Source organism: Paraburkholderia humisilvae, assembly GCF_902859855.1.
GTDB classification, from domain to species: domain Bacteria; phylum Pseudomonadota; class Gammaproteobacteria; order Burkholderiales; family Burkholderiaceae; genus Paraburkholderia; species Paraburkholderia humisilvae.
In genome coordinates, this window is sequence record NZ_CADIKH010000018.1 from 1 (window position 1) to 15,818 (window position 15,818).

General features: G+C 63.4%; 16 protein-coding genes. 7 read left to right on the top strand and 9 right to left on the bottom strand.

Annotation, left to right across the window (positions count from 1 at the left end; translation table 11 throughout):
• Positions 1-200: 200 nt before the first annotated feature.
• Entirely contained in the window at positions 201-623 is a 423-nt protein-coding gene (locus HV796_RS19725) for a TIR domain-containing protein (RefSeq protein WP_175228186.1), read from the top strand.
• A 432-nt stretch (positions 624-1,055) separates the two neighbouring features.
• The gene (locus HV796_RS19730) at positions 1,056-1,580 is read left to right on the top strand and encodes a GlcG/HbpS family heme-binding protein (RefSeq protein ID WP_175228187.1); all 525 of its coding nucleotides are present in this window, start codon (positions 1,056-1,058) and stop codon (positions 1,578-1,580) included.
• Positions 1,581-1,833: 253 nt separating this feature from the next.
• On the opposite strand, the gene HV796_RS19735 is transcribed toward HV796_RS19730, so the two are convergent.
• On the bottom strand, positions 1,834-2,628 hold the full coding sequence (locus HV796_RS19735) for an SDR family NAD(P)-dependent oxidoreductase (protein ID WP_175228188.1): 795 nt from the start codon (positions 2,626-2,628) through the stop codon (positions 1,834-1,836).
• 236 nt (positions 2,629-2,864) lie between these two features.
• Between HV796_RS19735 and HV796_RS19740 the strand changes: the two genes are divergently transcribed.
• Together HV796_RS19740 and HV796_RS19745 are read left to right on the top strand one after the other, a co-directional pair.
• Complete coding sequence (locus tag HV796_RS19740; protein ID WP_175228189.1) at positions 2,865-4,553, top strand: CHAD domain-containing protein; 1,689 nt, start codon at positions 2,865-2,867, stop codon at positions 4,551-4,553.
• A 58-nt stretch (positions 4,554-4,611) separates the two neighbouring features.
• On the top strand, positions 4,612-5,445 hold the full coding sequence (locus HV796_RS19745; protein WP_175228190.1) for a TOBE domain-containing protein: 834 nt from the start codon (positions 4,612-4,614) through the stop codon (positions 5,443-5,445).
• Positions 5,446-5,544: 99 nt separating this feature from the next.
• Here HV796_RS19745 and HV796_RS19750 read toward each other — a convergent pair whose 3' ends face one another.
• The gene (locus HV796_RS19750) at positions 5,545-6,255 is read right to left on the bottom strand and encodes a phosphatase PAP2 family protein (protein WP_175228191.1); all 711 of its coding nucleotides are present in this window, start codon (positions 6,253-6,255) and stop codon (positions 5,545-5,547) included.
• A 313-nt stretch (positions 6,256-6,568) separates the two neighbouring features.
• Between HV796_RS19750 and HV796_RS19755 the strand changes: the two genes are divergently transcribed.
• Positions 6,569-7,717 carry an extracellular catalytic domain type 1 short-chain-length polyhydroxyalkanoate depolymerase gene (locus tag HV796_RS19755; protein ID WP_175228192.1) on the top strand — a complete coding sequence of 383 codons (1,149 nt, stop codon included), beginning with the start codon at positions 6,569-6,571 and terminating at the stop codon, positions 7,715-7,717.
• 114 nt (positions 7,718-7,831) lie between these two features.
• A complete protein-coding gene (locus HV796_RS19760; RefSeq protein WP_175228193.1) occupies positions 7,832-8,008 on the top strand; it encodes a DUF3563 family protein in 177 nt (58 codons plus the stop codon).
• A gap of 133 nt (positions 8,009-8,141) precedes the next feature.
• On the opposite strand, the gene HV796_RS19765 is transcribed toward HV796_RS19760, so the two are convergent.
• From HV796_RS19765 to HV796_RS19785, 5 genes are all read right to left on the bottom strand, one after another.
• A complete protein-coding gene (locus HV796_RS19765) occupies positions 8,142-9,698 on the bottom strand; it encodes a cryptochrome/photolyase family protein (RefSeq protein ID WP_175228194.1) in 1,557 nt (518 codons plus the stop codon).
• Between the two features lie 8 nt (positions 9,699-9,706).
• A complete protein-coding gene (locus tag HV796_RS19770) occupies positions 9,707-10,162 on the bottom strand; it encodes a MarR family winged helix-turn-helix transcriptional regulator (RefSeq protein ID WP_175228195.1) in 456 nt (151 codons plus the stop codon).
• A 185-nt stretch (positions 10,163-10,347) separates the two neighbouring features.
• On the bottom strand, positions 10,348-11,145 hold the full coding sequence (locus tag HV796_RS19775) for a BPSS1780 family membrane protein (RefSeq protein WP_175228196.1): 798 nt from the start codon (positions 11,143-11,145) through the stop codon (positions 10,348-10,350).
• Positions 11,136-12,131, bottom strand: coding sequence for a homoserine kinase (locus tag HV796_RS19780; RefSeq protein WP_175228322.1), 996 nt, complete (start codon positions 12,129-12,131; stop codon positions 11,136-11,138). The genes HV796_RS19775 and HV796_RS19780 overlap by 10 nt, the downstream gene beginning before the upstream one ends.
• Positions 12,132-12,350: 219 nt before the next feature.
• Positions 12,351-12,761 (bottom strand): hypothetical protein, encoded by a 411-nt coding sequence (locus HV796_RS19785; RefSeq protein WP_175228197.1) that lies wholly within the window; start codon positions 12,759-12,761, stop codon positions 12,351-12,353.
• A gap of 197 nt (positions 12,762-12,958) precedes the next feature.
• Between HV796_RS19785 and HV796_RS19790 the strand changes: the two genes are divergently transcribed.
• Positions 12,959-14,485, top strand: coding sequence for an AMP nucleosidase (locus HV796_RS19790; RefSeq protein WP_175228198.1), 1,527 nt, complete (start codon positions 12,959-12,961; stop codon positions 14,483-14,485).
• A gap of 147 nt (positions 14,486-14,632) precedes the next feature.
• Here HV796_RS19790 and HV796_RS19795 read toward each other — a convergent pair whose 3' ends face one another.
• Both HV796_RS19795 and HV796_RS19800 read right to left on the bottom strand, forming a co-directional pair.
• Positions 14,633-15,163 (bottom strand): chromate transporter, encoded by a 531-nt coding sequence (locus HV796_RS19795; protein ID WP_175228199.1) that lies wholly within the window; start codon positions 15,161-15,163, stop codon positions 14,633-14,635.
• Positions 15,160-15,765 carry a chromate transporter gene (locus tag HV796_RS19800; protein ID WP_217477949.1) on the bottom strand — a complete coding sequence of 202 codons (606 nt, stop codon included), beginning with the start codon at positions 15,763-15,765 and terminating at the stop codon, positions 15,160-15,162. The genes HV796_RS19795 and HV796_RS19800 overlap by 4 nt, the downstream gene beginning before the upstream one ends.
• Positions 15,766-15,818: the final 53 nt, after the last annotated feature.

Here is a 15,818-nt window from a genome sequence, read left to right on the forward strand (position 1 = left end):
GCACCAGTCTGCCGGCTTGCCGGCCTGAATATGGTCCAAAGAACGCATCGCAACGAAAGGCGGAGGCAGTCCATCGGCTTCCGTGCCTACCTCAATCCCGTCAGACTGAGTGGCATTCGCAATGGCCTGAAGTTCGGCGATAGACATTAATCGCAGCGTGATAGGCATAGTTTCTATTGCATTCGATTGCGGATGGACTGATGGACTTAGGCCCACACGCAAATATATTGACCCATCTAAACTCCGATGATGGTTGGCGGGACGATTGTCGCCAATCTTCGTGCATCGGTCGAGTGGCTCCTCACGACAAGGCAGCAAAATTTGGCATTGTGCTGCTGACGCCTGACGATATCGGTTATTCAAAGAACGCTGGCGAGAAGGAGGCGCAGCCGCGCGCTCGACAGAATGTGGTGCTGGAAATGGGTATGCTTATTTCAGCGGTGGGACGCAAGAACGTCGCGATTCTAAAAAAACAACATCTCGAAATTCCGTCCGATGCCCAAGGCATTCTCTATATTTCCTTCAACGATCACGTAAAGGAAGTCGTACCGAAACTAGTCGACCGGCTGCGGGCTGCCGGCTTCGATTTGAATCCCGAAGCAATCACACGGGCGTCAAGCTAGCCCGTTCAGCCTAAGCGGTTGAAGACGAGCCGCTCCTGCAGTTACTAGTCGACTACTTCGGTTCCTGCAGGGGCGCATTGACGCGCAATGACTGGGAGGCGAACAGTCATTGCTGGTGCACGCGGGTTCGTCGGTCGATTGTCAACGATCTGAGCGTCGGTGTCGAACGGCTGAAACTGGCCGGCTACTGTCCATCCAATATGATTGGCGGAAGTCAACCTGGGGCAGCCGTTCACACGCATCCGAAGCAGAATTCAACGTCGTCGACGGAAGCGGCAAGCTTAAGGACGGTACGCATTTCGCTTGCGCTTGTGACGAGCAAATGCCACTGGCGTACCGCCCCTCCTCACGTTATGTTGGCAACCAGGCGGACCGCCGTGAAAAGCGCTCCCGCTACAGCGAGCCTTCGGCCACCCAACAGGAGATGGTGCGATGCAAAACCTCCTCCAGATCGCATGCATAGCCTGCCTCGTCGTGGCCACCGCTGCGACGGCGCAAACCCCAGCCTCACAACCCCCCGCGGGCGGGACGCCCGACAAGATGCCATTCGACATTCCCTACGGCACTGCAATTGGCTTGGACACGGCGAAGAGGCTGCTCGCGATTGCAGAAGCCGAAGCGAAGAAGCACGACTGGAAAATGAACATCGCTGTTGTCGACACGCATGGCGACCTGCTCGCGTTCGAACGAATGGACGGCGCACAGTACGCGTCGATTGCGATATCGCAGAACAAAGCGCGCACGTCGGCGCGATTTCGTCGCGAAACCCGGGTCTTCTACAACCAGTTCGAGACCGGGCATGCATACGTGAGCACGCTAGACGCGGGGCTGGTCGCGTCGCCGGGAGGATTTCCGCTCGTGGAAGGAGGAAAGCTTGTTGGCGCTATCGGCTGTAGCGGCGGCACGGGCGATCAGGACGCTTTCGTGTGCAAAGCTGCCGCCGATACGATCATATAGTACGGCGCGACTCGCTGCAGCAGACCGAGACACAATGGAAAGAACGGCTTGTGAAGGTCTGTTATCCAGGCGAACACAACGTACGAACGTCTAGGAGAAGGCGCTTGCCAACGGCCGACACTGGCTGAACTCCCACGCGTCCACGGGGTCCCGCAAGTATTCGATCGATTTTCGCAAGACGCTCCATCGAGCACCTCCCGGCAGCAGGCCCGCCCACCACCCGCTGCCGCAACCGCAACCGGCAACCTCGCCCTCACGCAATCGTGTCAACGACACCTCCATCCACCCGCAACGCCGCACCAGTCGTGGCGGAAGCCTGCGGCGAACAGATATACACGACCATATTCGCGACCTCTTCCGGCGTCGCCGCGCGTCGAATGATCGACGTCGCACGGTGGGCGACCACGAATTCGTCGGCGGCCTGCTCGATCGGCTTGTGCTCCTTTTGCGCGGTCTCTTTCAGCATGTCGCGCACGCCGTCGGTCAGCGTCGGACCGGGCAGCACCGCATTCACGGTCACGCCGCTCGCCGCCGCGTACTTCGCGACGCCACGCGCGATAGACAACTGCGCGGTCTTCGTAAACCCATATGCAAGCATGTTCACCGGAATGTTTAGCGCCGATTCCGATGAAACGAACACCACGCGTCCCCAGCGGCGCTCCATCATCCCCCTCAGATACGCACGCGTCATACGCACGCCCGACATCACGTTAACCTGGAAGTACCGCTCCCACTCGTCGTCACCAGTGGCGAAGATATCGCTCGGGCCATACACGCCAAGGTTGTTCACCACGATATCCGCGTCCGGCACAGCCTTCTTCAGCGCTTCGCAGCCGATCAGGGTGCCGAGGTCCGCGACCACACCGCGCACTGTCGCACCTCCCGCGTGACCGCGGATGGTGTCGAGTGCCTCGTCGACGGTGCGCTGATTACGGCCATTGATCACCGTGTCGGCGCCGGACATCGCGATGCCCGTCGCGATCGCGAGGCCGATGCCCGAAGTCGATCCGCTGATGACCGCGGTTTTGCCGGAAAGATCGATTTGCATAAATATTGTCTCCTCCAAAATGGGGGTTGGCCGGTTGAACTTAACGTACGTCAAGCACATCGCTCGATTGACCGAAAATCATTCTATGTCTGGCGTACGCTGTTTGTCAGAATACGGACGTGCAATGCGGCATGACGGCCGTCGCGCTGCGCGTGTACTATCGATGACGCACCAAGGGCGGACGCCGGACGCGGCATTCGCGGCCGTCCTCACCATTCGCCACGTTCGGAGTGTCCATGGTTCGTGTGCTGGAAATCGTGCTGAATCTTCCGGAGCCGACGGTTCTCGTGTGGCTCGACCAACAGGGGCAATTGCCCGAGCGAATCGACAGCGCGCTCGCCGAAACACTTGAGGCGCTGCCTGGCTTCGAGCGCGTCCGCGATGACGCCGCGCCTCGCCAGCTGGTTAGCTTCGACGCCGAGCGCAAACTTGCGGATGCCGGCTGGCGCGTGACCACCGAAACGTCGGAAGGCGGACGGCGCGCGATGGCGTCGCAGCGGGAACCACACGCGCCGGGCGTGACGATTTGCAGCGTCGTATGCGATGTGGCGCTCGAGCCAGATGCGCCGCTAGATGCCGCATTCGGCAACGCACCTGCCGCGTTCGTGGATCTACTGGCGGAGGCCGGCGAACTGACGACGGTCGCGACGGTGGAGACTGGCCGCCGCATTGAATGGCGGCGACAAACGGCGCAAGGCGTGGACGTCGACGTCGCGCTGGCGATCGTGTACTGCAACCGTCCGGACACCGATCCGTCTCTCACGCTGCGCGAACTTCGCATCACGACACAATGGCCGGATGACGAGGACAACGAAGCGGAATTGACCGCCGACGCCGTTAGCGCACCATGCGGATCTGAAGACAATGCCGAGCGCGAAGCCGCTTCAATCGCGCGCCCGGCGCAGACCGCCGAATCGGCGCTGGCGGCGCTCTTCGCGGTCGCCCACGAACTGGTTACCGCATTGCCGGCTTTTCCGGTGCTAGCCGATGCGATCGACCGCGTATGCCGTGTCGATGTCGCACGCGACAACGCACCGGTGCGCGCGCAGCCCATCGATCTCGACGGCGCGCGCACACCGCATCGGGCGCTGCGTGCGATCGAACGCAACATCGCTGACCAATGGTTCGGCAACGAAGCGGCGGTGCGCGATGCGCCCGACGTCGAATTCATTCATCAGATGCGGGTCGCGCAGCGCCGCTTGAAAACGGTGATAAAGATTTTTCCCGCGTGGGTCGACGGCGTATGGACCCTGCGTGTCGCGCCGCGTCTCAAATGGCTGAGCGACCTGCTAGGGGAGGCGCGCGACTGGGATGTCTTCACCGATTCGACGCTGCCCGACCTCGCACAAGCGGATGTCGATGCAGCCGCCTGGAATGCGACGCGCGCCGCGGCTGACCAGCGGCGCGCCGGCGCGCGCGCCCAGATTCAACAGGCGCTGCGCTCGCCCGCTTATGCGGAACTCGTGCTCGCCTGGCTGGAATGGATGAGCGATCTCACGGTGCGCGGCACACCCGAGGCGGTACGCGGCCGCTCGCTGCGCGGCTATGCAAAAAAGCGCATCGCGAAACACTACGCCCGCATGACCCGCGAAACAAAACTGACCGCGCTCGATGCCGCGACGCGCCATCGGGTTCGCATTCAGGCGAAGCGGCTGCGCTATACGCTCGAGTTTCTCGAACCGATCGTTTCGCACAAGACGCGCCGTGATGTGGTCAGGACGTTATCGCGGGTGCAAAGCGTGCTCGGCGATGGCAATGACGCGGTCGTCGCGCTGCATTTTCTCGAGCAATTGGATGTGCCGCCGTATCAGCTTGGCTTCGCGCGAGGCTGGTGCGAGGCGCTCAAGCGCGCCACCGCGAAGGAGGGCGAGCGCCTGCTCGGCGATCTGCACAAGCCGAAGATTGCGAGCGGCGGCGCGGGCTGAATGCCAGGTCCCGCCGCTATAATGCGTCGACTCTCTTCAAGTAGTTGCATTCACAACCATGACCCAGTCCCCAGATGAAGCGGCTCGCGAACCGCTGGAACTCGCCGGCTCAGTATGGTTCAAGTCCGGCGAACGGACGCTCGGCGGCGCCTCGCGCATCGCGCTGCTCGCCGCGATTCATGAAACCGGCTCGATCACCGGTGCGGCGAAGGCGGTCGGCATGAGCTACAAGGCTGCGTGGGATGCGATCGATACGATGAACAACCTCGCGGGCGAGCCGCTCGTCGAACGTTCGACGGGCGGTAAGGGCGGCGGCGGCACGACGCTCACGCGTCGCGCTTTGAGCCTGATCGACACGTTTCGCGCAGTCGAACGCGAGCATCGCAAGTTCCTCGAACGCGCGGGCGCGGCGATTGAGGGGTTCGCGGGCGACTGGGCGATGATCGGCCGAATCGGCATGAAGACGAGCGCGCGCAATCAGCTATACGGAAAGGTGGCGTCGATCTTGCGCGGCACCGTGAACGACGAGGTGTCGCTCGCGTTGCCGGGCGGCCAGATCATCGTTGCCGTACTGACGCATGAAAGCACCGAGACGCTCGGGCTCACCGAAGGCGTTGCCGCGTTTGCGCTCGTGAAGGCATCGTGGGTGATTCTGCTGGTCGATGACGGCCGCGGGCCGGTGCAACTGTCCGCGCGCAACCAGTTGCGCGGCACGGTGTCAGCGGTGACGCGCGGGGCGGTGAACGCGGAGGTGTCGGTGGCGCTCGACGCGACCACGGTGGTGACCGCGGTCATTACGAATGAGAGCGTCGACCAGCTTGGCCTCGCGCAAGGACAGCCGGTGGTGGCCGCGTTCAAGGCATCGAGTGTGATTCTCGGTGTGACCGGATGAGGCCGCGCTGCGCGACGTTTCGCGTCCACCGGTATCGTAGGCGTCAGGAGGTGTGCCGCGCGTAGCTGCCGTCGCCACTTCCTTCGGGCAAAGCGACGCTCAAACAGACGTGATTCGCGGTGGCGCGATGGCGTCATGCGTGTGCGAGAGCGGCGCGCTGATCACCTGACTGTGGTGATGCGAGGACTTCCAGCGCGCGCGGACGAAGGGTCGCGTGTGTCCGGACACCTTCAGCGCGATGTGCTCGACCCAGCGGTGCGTCGGGATATGAATGTTGTGGAACGCGGCGATCAGCACGATGAGACTCATCATCACCGGCAAGATCGATAGCGGATTGCGGCTGTGCGTGGTGTGCCACGCCATGCGAATGAACAGGAGCGCGGTGGCCGCGCCCATCACGCAGCCGAAGATCGCCTCTGACGGCGAGTGCGCTTCGACCATCACGCGCGAAAAGCTGATCGCGATGCCGACGCAAAATCCCACCACGATACCGGCGACGCGGATGGCCGTCCGCGTCGGCAGCAGCACGAGAAAAAACGCGACCGGGTAGATCGCGGTCGACATCATCGCGTGGCCGCTTAGTCCGGTGAAGTCCCAGTCGCGCACGCCGATGCCCCAGCCGACGAACGCGAGCTTCGTGAGAATCACAATCGACGCCGAGCAGGCGATCAACGCCACCCACCCGAACGCGAGACGCGAAGAATAGCCGACCGCCAGCCAGAGCGCGATTGCCAGCGTCAACGGCAGCGTCACGCTAACGCCGCCGAGGCTGCTGGTCATGTACCAGAAATGGAGTGGCAGGTCGGACATGGCAAAAATGCAACAAAATCGGGTGAAATGCGCTTGAACAGACTCTGGGCCGCAGGCGTGTGGAACCGGCCGTTGGGCTGAGGCGAGGCACGTATTTTATAAGTATAAAAGCGCCGAATCGCCCGGTATGTACGGCGCCAGGCGCGTCTACCACGTTCGCTTGCGGATTGCTGCCGCCTCGCGGCCCACTCATGTTCGGTTAAACGGATCAGACACCTGTTTCGCCGACAGCATCGCAGCGGGATTGATGTTATTGTGCAATGCACAAGTGGCCTCATCTAGGCAGACACCGATCCCTTTTTGCGAGGAGTTCATGGCAAAAAGTCTGACAAAAATATGGCTCGGCGGCCTGAAACGGTTGATCGCCATCCAGAAAGAGCATGCGCGCGCAACGTTGAAACGCACGCCAGCCCGGCCGGGCCGGCCGGTATCGACGCGGCCTCCCGTCAAGGTGCGCAAGACCGCGCGCGACGCGCAGCATCCGGGCATGCGTGAATCCCGCGTGCGCCCGCGCGCGGCCGCGTGGGCGAGCGGCACGTGGACGCGCTCGTTTCACTCGGCGCCGGCGGCGCCGGGCCGCCTCGTCAATCATCTGCAATACGGCCTTTACCTGCCGGCCGGCAAGCCGCAACGCGGCGCGCCGCTGGTCGTGATGCTGCACGGCTGCAAACAGACCATCGACGAGTTTGCGGAAGGCACGCGGATGAACCTGCTGGCCGACCGCTACGGCTTTGCGGTCGTCTATCCGGAGCAGTCGAAGCACGCGCATGCGCACCGTTGCTGGCACTGGTACGACGATTCCGATAGTGCCGGCGGCGCGGAGGCTCGCGCCGTGGTGTCGCTCGTCGATGCGCTCGTCGACGAGTACGGTTTCGACGCGGAGCGTGTGTACGTCGCGGGCTTGTCAGCGGGTGCGGGTCTCGCGTCGCTGATCGCGCTGCGCTATCCGGAGCGCTTTGCAGCCGTCGCATTGCATTCAGGTCCAGCGTTTGGCGAAGCGCATTCGGGCATCTCCGCGATGGATGTGATGCGGCGTGGCACACGCCAGGACCCGGTCGCGCTGGTCGACCGCGCCGCTGACATCGATGCGTACCCCGGCATGCCGGCGATCATCTTGCAAGGCGAGGGCGACCGCGTCGTCGCGCCGGTCAATGCTGATCAACTGGCTACCCAGTTTTTGCGGCTCAACGGGCTGGTCGACGCGAGCGGGGCGCGCAAAGCAGGCGATATGAAAGAAGAGCGCAGGGCGGCGGTGGTGACGCGCGATTATGTTCGTGGCGGTCGGCGTGTCGTGCGCCTGTGTCGCGTGCAGGGGCTCGGCCACGCGTGGAGCGGCGGCGACGACGCGGTGCCGTTCCATTCATCGAACGGACCGGACGCGAGCAGCCTGCTGTGGGAGTTTTTCAGATACCAGCGTCGCAACCCGGCGCCGGAGGTGGTCGGCAAGGCCGCTTCGCGCTGATGTGTGGCTAGTCGGTTCTCTTTAATGAAAAGCTGGCGCTCGGCTAGGGTTTTCCCTATAATGCAATGCAACAACTAAGGGTAATCCCTTAGCGCTAAATATAGGGGTTGAACTATGTACCTGCTGAGCCGCCTTTTCCTGTTCCTGACGAAGTCTTCCGACGATATCGCCAAAGAGCGCTATGACGCTTATCTCGCGGAAGCGACCGATCTGTACGATCTCGAATTCCGCATGCGCAAGCTCGATCGCGAAGCGCAGCGCCGTCAACCGTCGTGGATGAGCCAGCATTAAGCGCGTGATTTGAGCGCGCGGTGCAGGTCGCGCGGTCGGCGCGTGATCGGCCGGATTGATTGGCCTCCCTTGATCGGCCCCAGCTTGATCCGCCGTTCGCGGGCCGTTCGCCGTCGTTTCGGCAGCGCGGCGCTTAGCGGGCTTTGATACGCGTGCGGTGTACGCCAGCTCGGGCGCCGAGCCCGGGCATCGGCATCCCAAATCGCGCAAGCGTCAATTGCCTTGCGTGTGCGTGGTCCACGATGGGCCGCGGGTAGTTTTCTCCCAGGACCACGCCCCAAGCCGCCAGTTGCTCCTCGGTGGCGAGCCACGGCGCGTGAATCCATTTCGACGGCACCTTCTGCAATTGCGGCAGGTAGCGCTTGATAAAGCGCCCTTGCGGGTCGAACTTCTCCGACTGCGTGACCGGATTGAAGACACGGAACCACGGTTGCGCGTCGCAACCAGTCGATGCCGCCCACTGCCAATTGCCGTTGTTCGCGGCGAAATCGAAGTCGTTCAGCAGATCGGCGAAATAGCGCTCGCCGAGCCGCCAGTCGACGCCGAGATCCTTCACCAGAAAGCTCGCGGCGACCATGCGCAGACGGTTATGCATATAGCCGGTACTGTTGATCTGCAACATCGCCGCATCCACCAGCGGATAGCCGGTTCGTCCCTCGCACCACGCGGCAAAGGCCACGTCCGCATCGCGGCCGCGTGCCCAGCGAATCCTGTCGAACTCAGCCGTGAACGGTGCCCCGCTCGCTACGCGTGGATGATGCGCAAGGATCATGAAATAGAAGTCGCGCCAGATGAGTTCGGTCAACCACGTCGCCGCGCCGGTGCCGTCGGGTTGCAGCGATAACGCGTGTGCGAGACGCGCCAGTGTGCGAATCGATACGGTGCCGAAGCGCAGATGCACGGACAGGTAGCTCGGCCCGGCGTCGGCCGGAAAATCACGTCGTTCGGCGTAGCGGTCGATACGGCTCAGAAAGTCTTCGAGCAATTGTTGTGCGCCGCTCATGCCAGGGGGCAAGTTCAGGTCGCCGGGATCGCTGGGTGTGAAGCCCAACCGGCTAAGCGGCGGCAGGCCAGGGTCGAGATGCGCTGGCGGCTTCGACAGACTCGCGGCGTATCGCTCGACCGGATAGGGCTTCAGGTCGAACGGTGTGAGCTGCTTGAGCCACGCGTTGCGGTACGGGGTGAAAACCGTGAATGGTTTGTGTTGCGCCGTCAGCACTTCGTCGCGCTCGAATATCACCTGGTCCTTGAACGTGATCAGCTCGCGCCGCGCGCCGTGCAGGTTCTTAGCGACGGCCTCATCGCGCTCGATCGCGGACGGCTCGTAGTCGTGATTCGTGAAAACCGCGTCGATCTTCAACTGGTCCGCCAGCCGCGGAATGAGTTCGCGCGGATCGCCATGCGCGACGATCAACCCACCGCCCCCATCGCGCAACGAACGATCCAGTTCGGCGAGCGAAGCGAGGATGAATTCGATGCGCCGGTCTTGTGGCTTGCGACCCGGATGCTGGGTATGCGCGCGATCGATCAGCGGCTGCAGGATCGTCGTATCGCATACGAACACACACCAGACGCGCCCGCAGTGCTTCAGCGCGTAGTAGAGCGCGGCATGGTCGCCGGTGCGCAGGTCGCGGCGGAACCAGACGAGACCGTTGTCGAAGTAAGCGTCGAGTTCGCGCGCCTGGGTCATGTCGACCTTCAACGGCCTTCAAGATGCTCGTCGAGCGTGCCGCGCAGCCGCGTCAGGTGTTCGCGCAGGCGCACGAGGAATTCGGGCGTTTGCTGGGTCGCACTGGCAATTTCAGTGGGCACGTCACGCGCGGCGCGCTTGAGTGATGTGCCGGCTTTTGTCAGGCGGATGTAGACCAGCCGCTCATCGTCGATGCCGCGCGTGCGCGCGATGTAACCCTGTGCTTCGAGGCGCTTGAGCAACGGCGTGAGCGTCGCCGAATCGAGATTCAGGCGCGCCGCGATGTCCTTGACCGTCATGTCGTCGCGCTCCCACAGCACCAGCATCGCGAGATATTGCGGATAGGTGAGACCGAGCCTGTCGAGCAACGGCTTGTAGGCCTTCGTCATCGCCAGCGATGTCGAGTACAGCGCGAAACACAACTGTTCGTCGAGTGTAAGAGGTAAGACAGGGCGCGGGGTCATGATGCTCTCGCCGAGAATAGAAGCGCGCGCGAATCGATCGCGTGCAAATCATTGTCCCGCAATTGCATCGCGCTGGCGAGCCGACCCACGGTACGGGCGCTGCACGCAGGCGCCGGCAAACGTCGGTGGATTTGCAGCGAGGCAACCTGCGGCGGCACAGCCCGCCCGCAGGCCGAGCGCCGCGATCAGGCCGTGGGCGGCGCGGGTTGCTCCGGCCCCGGCACGCCGAAGCAGCCGCGATAAGTTGCGTAGAAGGAACAATAGAGCATAGTCGTGACGATGATCGATGCCGGCATCAGCACGATCAGCGCGAGATCGCCGGCGCCGAGCGCCTGCAGCAGCGCCGACAACCCGAGCGACACGGTGATCGCGACAGCAAACCACAGTGCGCCATACACGACGAATGCGCCGCGATTGCGCCAGCAGCTGACGACGCTGAAGAACATCGCCTTGACCGGCGGCACGTCGTGCCACGCGGACAGTACCGGCGAGAACCAGAACAGCATCGCGACTGGCACGTAGAACGCGAGCGCGGTCAGGATAGCGAACGGCAGGTTGCTGTTCGCGAGCGTTTCCTGCTGCATCGATTCGCCGTTCAGCATCAGGCGCAGTAGCACGCCGCCGTCGGCAAGCGCGGAGCCGGCCAGCACGAGCGCCATCGCCACGATATAGAGACCGCCCAACAGTAGCAGGCGCCTCGCGACCGTCGCGCCATACGAGCGGAAGCCGTCGACGAGGATGGTGGGAAACACCGGCTTGCCGGCAATCGTGTCGCGGCAAGCGGCCATAAAGCCGACCGCGACACCCGGAATCAACGCGAGCGGCAGTACCCCGCCGATCACCGGGACGAGCGAGATCAGCGTCATCGCGAGCAGGTACGCGAAGAACAGCGTCAGGAACGCGAGCGGGTTCTTGCGGAACAGCCAGATGCCCTGCCGGAACCATATATAGCCGGTCTTCGCGGGGACTTCGATCAGTTGCATGAGGGTTGAATACCAGGGAGTGTGACGCCCTGCAGGCGCTCGCGAAGAATGCGCTCGAAATGGCCGGGGTCGTGCGGCGTCAGCAGTTCGGCCGCGCGCGGTAAATGGAAATCATACAGGCGCGAGACCCAGAAACGGTACGCGCCCGCACGAAGCATATCGCCCCAGTGGCGATTTTCCTCGGCCGTGAACGGGCGGACGGTCTGGTACGCGCGCAGCAGCGCTTCGACGCGCGCGTCGTCGAGGCGCCCGGTCGGCAGATCGACACACCAGTCGTTGACGGTGACCGCGACATCGAACAGCCATTTGTCACAGCCGGCGAAATAGAAATCGAAGAAGCCGCCGAGACGCACCTGATGCCCGGTACCGGGCGCCGCATGCGCGAACAGCGCGTTATCGCGGAACAGGTCGCAGTGGCATGGGCCGCCGGGCATGGCCGCGTAGTCGGCGGACGTGAAGAACGCGTGCTGATGCGCGAGTTCGCTGCTCAGCAGGGAACGCTGTGCGTCGTCGACAAACGGCAGCAGCGTCGGCACGGTTTCTTCCCACCACGGCAGGCTGCGCAGATTCGGCTGACGGTGCGCAAAGTCGCGGCCCGCGAGGTGCATGCGTGCGAGCATTTGACCGACTTCGACGCAATGCTCGACGCCGGGTGCTAGCTGCGGCGCGCCTTCCAGTTTGGTGACAATGGCCGTCGGCTTGCCGTGCAGCATGCCGAACAGTGCGCCGTCGTCGCGCGGCACCGGGTCCGGCACCGGCACCCGATGCGCGGCCAGATGCCGCATCAGATCCAGATAGAACGGCAACTGATGGGCGGTCAGTTTTTCGAAGATCGTAAGGACGTATTCGCCACGTGTCGTGGTCAGAAAGAAATTGCTGTTTTCAATGCCGGACGTGATGCCGCGAAATTCGACGACCTCGCCGAGATCGTAATGACGCAGCCATTGCGCGAGTTGGGCTTCGGTGACAGCAGTGAAGACGGCCATGCGGGAAACATCGGTCGGGTTGGTCGGCTGGCGCCGTCTGGCCGCCAGTAGCGTGGTTGGGGATGACAAGCTGGGTGCGGGTGCTGCGTGACGCAAATCCGTGCGTGGCGCCTGCGGGGTGCCTGAGGGTGTACCTGAGGGTGTACCTGAGGTGTTCCCTGAGCGGCGTGCCGGTCAACTGGAACCGCCGGCGCCCGCCGCGCCCCGCGCATCATTCGTTCAGTAGTGCAGGTTCACGGACGGCAGGCGCGTGGTCGGGCGAGCGCTGTCGTGGACTTGCGGCGACGTATCGGGCGACGCGCTCATCTGGTAGCGCGTGCCGAAGTTCGAACGGACGTCGATCTCGACAGGCTTGCCGCGGTCGCGGAACTCCGTGATCTCGGTGCCGTTGCCGCTGCGTTCATAGAAGCTCGGCGTGCGCGGCACGTTGATCTCGACCTTCGAGCTGACTTCCGCCGCCGGACGGTTGATCGCGTCCAGATCCGGCAGGCCCGCCCGCTCGTTCGCGGACATGGTCGCGGGGGCCGGCTGCTGCGCGGGAGCCTGCTGGTCGGCAGCCGGCTGCGCCGCGAGCGCGGCGCCGGACACGGCGAAGGCCAGCGCGGCGGCGACGGAAAGGAGCGGCTTCATGATGATTCTCCGAATGGGTGACGCATTCTAACAAATAGGTTCGGCCGACGGCCGTCTACGCCTTATTTTGCGCCCCTTTCGCGGATTGTGCGCAACGCGTGGGCGGCCCCGCATTCGCCGCCTGTTCGGCGCGTGCCGAGCGGTCAGATGACGCGGGTTCCGTGGTAATGTGATTCCATCAACCGAGGCACGTGAACATGAACTATGAGACCAATCAGCGCCTGGTACAGACACCGGCCAGCGCGTACAAGACCGAGGCGTTCGAAGATGCCACTGCGGCTGTCACGCGTCTTTCCGCGATCTATGAAGCGAACACGTCATTTCTGCGCGACGCGTTTGCGCGCTATCGGCGCAACGAAGCATTCGAGCGCCGCGTGCGCGCCTGCTATCCGTTTGTGCGCGTACGAACCGAAGTCAACACGCAGATCGATTCGCGCCGTTCATACGGCTTCGTCGCGGGTCCGGGTGTGTTCGAAACCACGGTGACACGGCCCGATCTGTTCGGCAATTACTATCGCGAACAGTTGAGGCTGCTGGCGAAGAACCATCACGTGGCGATCGAAGTGGGCGTATCGGACCAGGCGATTCCCATTCATTTCGCGTTCGCCGAGGGTATTCATCTCGAAGGCGATCTCGACCGCGACCGTCTGTTCATGATGCGCGACGTGTTCGATACGCCGGATCTCGCGCTGCTCGACGACCGCATCGTCAATGGTACGTATGAACCGATGCCCGGCGAACCGCATCCGCTTGCGCTGTTTACCGCGGCACGCGTCGATTTCTCGCTGCATCGGCTGAAGCACTACACCGCGACGGCGCCGACGCATTTCCAGAACTATGTGCTGTACACGAACTATCAGTTCTACATCGATGAGTTCGTGAAGCTCGGCCGCACGATGATGACGCATACCGACGACGAGGAACTGCGTGCGTATCGCAGCGAGTACACGTCGTTCGTCGAGCCAGGCGACGTGATCACGTACAACGCGAATCTCGGCGAGCAGGAAGCCGAAGGCACGCCGCCGCCGCGGCTGCCGCAGATGCCGGCGTATCACCTGAAGCGCGCGGACGGCGGCGGCATCACGATGGTCAATATCGGCGTCGGGCCGTCGAACGCGAAGACCATCACCGACCATATCGCGGTGCTGCGTCCGCATGCATGGATCATGCTTGGCCACTGCGCGGGGCTGCGCAATACGCAGCGTCTTGGCGACTACGTGCTGGCGCACGGCTATGTGCGCGAAGATCACGTACTTGATGATGATCTGCCGCTATGGGTGCCCATTCCTGCGCTCGCCGAAGTGCAGGTCGCGCTCGAGCGTGCGGTCGCGCAGGTGACGCAGCTCGAAGGCGCGGAGTTGAAGCGTGTGATGCGCACCGGAACGGTGGCGAGTGTCGATAACCGCAACTGGGAATTGCGCGATCATCGCGAGCCGGTGCAGCGGCTGTCGCAAAGCCGCGCGATTGCGCTCGATATGGAAAGCGCGACGATCGCCGCGAACGGTTTCCGGTTTCGGGTGCCGTACGGGACGTTGTTGTGCGTGTCGGATAAGCCATTGCATGGCGAACTGAAGCTGCCGGGCATGGCGGATCAGTTTTATCGCGCGCAGGTCGATCAGCATTTGCAGATCGGTGTCGCGGCGATGGAACTGCTGCGGGCCGATGGATTGCATCGGCTGCATAGCCGGAAGCTGAGGAGTTTTGCGGAGGTGGCGTTTCAATAGCGCGACGATTGCCCAGGCAGCGGTTGAAGCCGCGATGCTAGCGAGCGTAGGCTGCTGCCTGGGATAACAGCGGTGATCAGAGCGTGGGCGTATTGAACTGTCAAGAATTGTGCGATTCCGTTGGTTCGCTTAGCCGGCGCGAAGAATCTAAAAGAGACTCAGCCCAACCAACCCGATCACACTTCCCGCGGCCAGTAGCCACAATGGATGAATCCGCGTCGTGAACGCAAGCGCCGCGCACACCCCGGTGATATTCCACGCAAGCCAACTCGTATTGGAAGCACGTGCTATCAGCAGCGCACTCGCCGCAACCAGCCCTGCGGTCACCGGCACGAGCCCCTTCTGCGCGATGCTGCGCCACGGCCGGTCCTTGAAACGCTCCCACGCATGCAGCGCAAGCGCTGTGACGAGCGACGACGGCCCGAACTTCGCGATCGACGTCACGAGCACGCCGGCCCAGCCGGCCACATGCCAGCCGACCAGCGTGACGACCATCATGTTCGGCCCCGGCGCTGCCTGAGCGAGCGCGAAGAGCGCGCTGAATTCACTGGCCGGCATCCAGTGATGCACGTCGACGACCTGCCGCTGCATCTCCGGCAGAATCGTATTGCCGCCCCCGAACGCGAGCAGCGATAGCTGGCTGAAAATCAGCGCAAGCGCGACGAGCGTGGCGATCATTGCGGTGTTCCTCTTCCGGTCGCGGACCTCGCCGCGTGCGCCGCGAGCGCGATGCTAAGCGGCGTCAGCACCAGCATCGTCGGCAGCAACGGAAAGCGCAGCACCGCAATCGCGACGAAGCCGAGCGCCGCAATGCACGCCGCCACCGGGTTGCGCCGCAGCGGCATCAGGATCTTTGCCGCCATCGCGATCAGCAGGCCCGACGCGGCGGCCGCGAGGCCCGCGAACAGATGCTTCACGTGCGGATCGTTCTGCGTGTGCTCATACAGCACGCCGAGCGCGATCACGATCAGCGACGGCCCGGCGATCAGCCCGAGCAGGCCCGCCAGCGCGCCGCGCCATCCACGAAAGCGCATGCCGATCGCCACCGACAGGTTGATCACGTTGCCGCCCGGCAGGAACTGGCACAGCCCGAGCAGATCGGTGAACTCGGCGGCGTTGAGCCAGCGGTGCTGTTCGACGACGGTGCGCCGCGCGAGCGGCAGCGCGCCGCCGAACGATGTGAGGCCCAAGCCGAGGAATCCTTTGAAGATCTCGATGACGGTCGGCACGGGGCCTGCTGCGGCCGCATCGCGCGATGCGTCGGCCGACGACGCCGACATCGAGGCTGGCGCAACGGACGTTTCCGGCGACCCCGGCGCAGAAGAAGAGGAGT

What these genes read in the sequence shown, in the direction of transcription:
- HV796_RS19725 (WP_175228186.1), top strand. Translation starts at nt 201, where the DNA reads ATGGACTTAGGCCCACACGCAAATATATTGACCCATCTAAACTCCGAT.
- HV796_RS19770 (WP_175228195.1), bottom strand. Translation starts at nt 10,162, where the DNA reads ATGACCCCGCGCCCTGTCTTACCTCTTACACTCGACGAACAGTTGTGT.
- HV796_RS19780 (WP_175228322.1), bottom strand. Translation starts at nt 12,131, where the DNA reads ATGGCCGTCTTCACTGCTGTCACCGAAGCCCAACTCGCGCAATGGCTG.
- HV796_RS19800 (WP_217477949.1), bottom strand. Translation starts at nt 15,765, where the DNA reads ATGTCGGCGTCGTCGGCCGACGCATCGCGCGATGCGGCCGCAGCAGGC.
- HV796_RS19730 (WP_175228187.1), top strand. Translation starts at nt 1,056, where the DNA reads ATGCAAAACCTCCTCCAGATCGCATGCATAGCCTGCCTCGTCGTGGCC.
- HV796_RS19760 (WP_175228193.1), top strand. Translation starts at nt 7,832, where the DNA reads ATGTACCTGCTGAGCCGCCTTTTCCTGTTCCTGACGAAGTCTTCCGAC.
- HV796_RS19795 (WP_175228199.1), bottom strand. Translation starts at nt 15,163, where the DNA reads ATGATCGCCACGCTCGTCGCGCTTGCGCTGATTTTCAGCCAGCTATCG.
- HV796_RS19745 (WP_175228190.1), top strand. Translation starts at nt 4,612, where the DNA reads ATGACCCAGTCCCCAGATGAAGCGGCTCGCGAACCGCTGGAACTCGCC.
- HV796_RS19785 (WP_175228197.1), bottom strand. Translation starts at nt 12,761, where the DNA reads ATGAAGCCGCTCCTTTCCGTCGCCGCCGCGCTGGCCTTCGCCGTGTCC.
- HV796_RS19765 (WP_175228194.1), bottom strand. Translation starts at nt 9,698, where the DNA reads ATGACCCAGGCGCGCGAACTCGACGCTTACTTCGACAACGGTCTCGTC.
- HV796_RS19755 (WP_175228192.1), top strand. Translation starts at nt 6,569, where the DNA reads ATGGCAAAAAGTCTGACAAAAATATGGCTCGGCGGCCTGAAACGGTTG.
- HV796_RS19740 (WP_175228189.1), top strand. Translation starts at nt 2,865, where the DNA reads ATGGTTCGTGTGCTGGAAATCGTGCTGAATCTTCCGGAGCCGACGGTT.
- HV796_RS19775 (WP_175228196.1), bottom strand. Translation starts at nt 11,145, where the DNA reads ATGCAACTGATCGAAGTCCCCGCGAAGACCGGCTATATATGGTTCCGG.
- HV796_RS19790 (WP_175228198.1), top strand. Translation starts at nt 12,959, where the DNA reads ATGAACTATGAGACCAATCAGCGCCTGGTACAGACACCGGCCAGCGCG.
- HV796_RS19750 (WP_175228191.1), bottom strand. Translation starts at nt 6,255, where the DNA reads ATGTCCGACCTGCCACTCCATTTCTGGTACATGACCAGCAGCCTCGGC.
- HV796_RS19735 (WP_175228188.1), bottom strand. Translation starts at nt 2,628, where the DNA reads ATGCAAATCGATCTTTCCGGCAAAACCGCGGTCATCAGCGGATCGACT.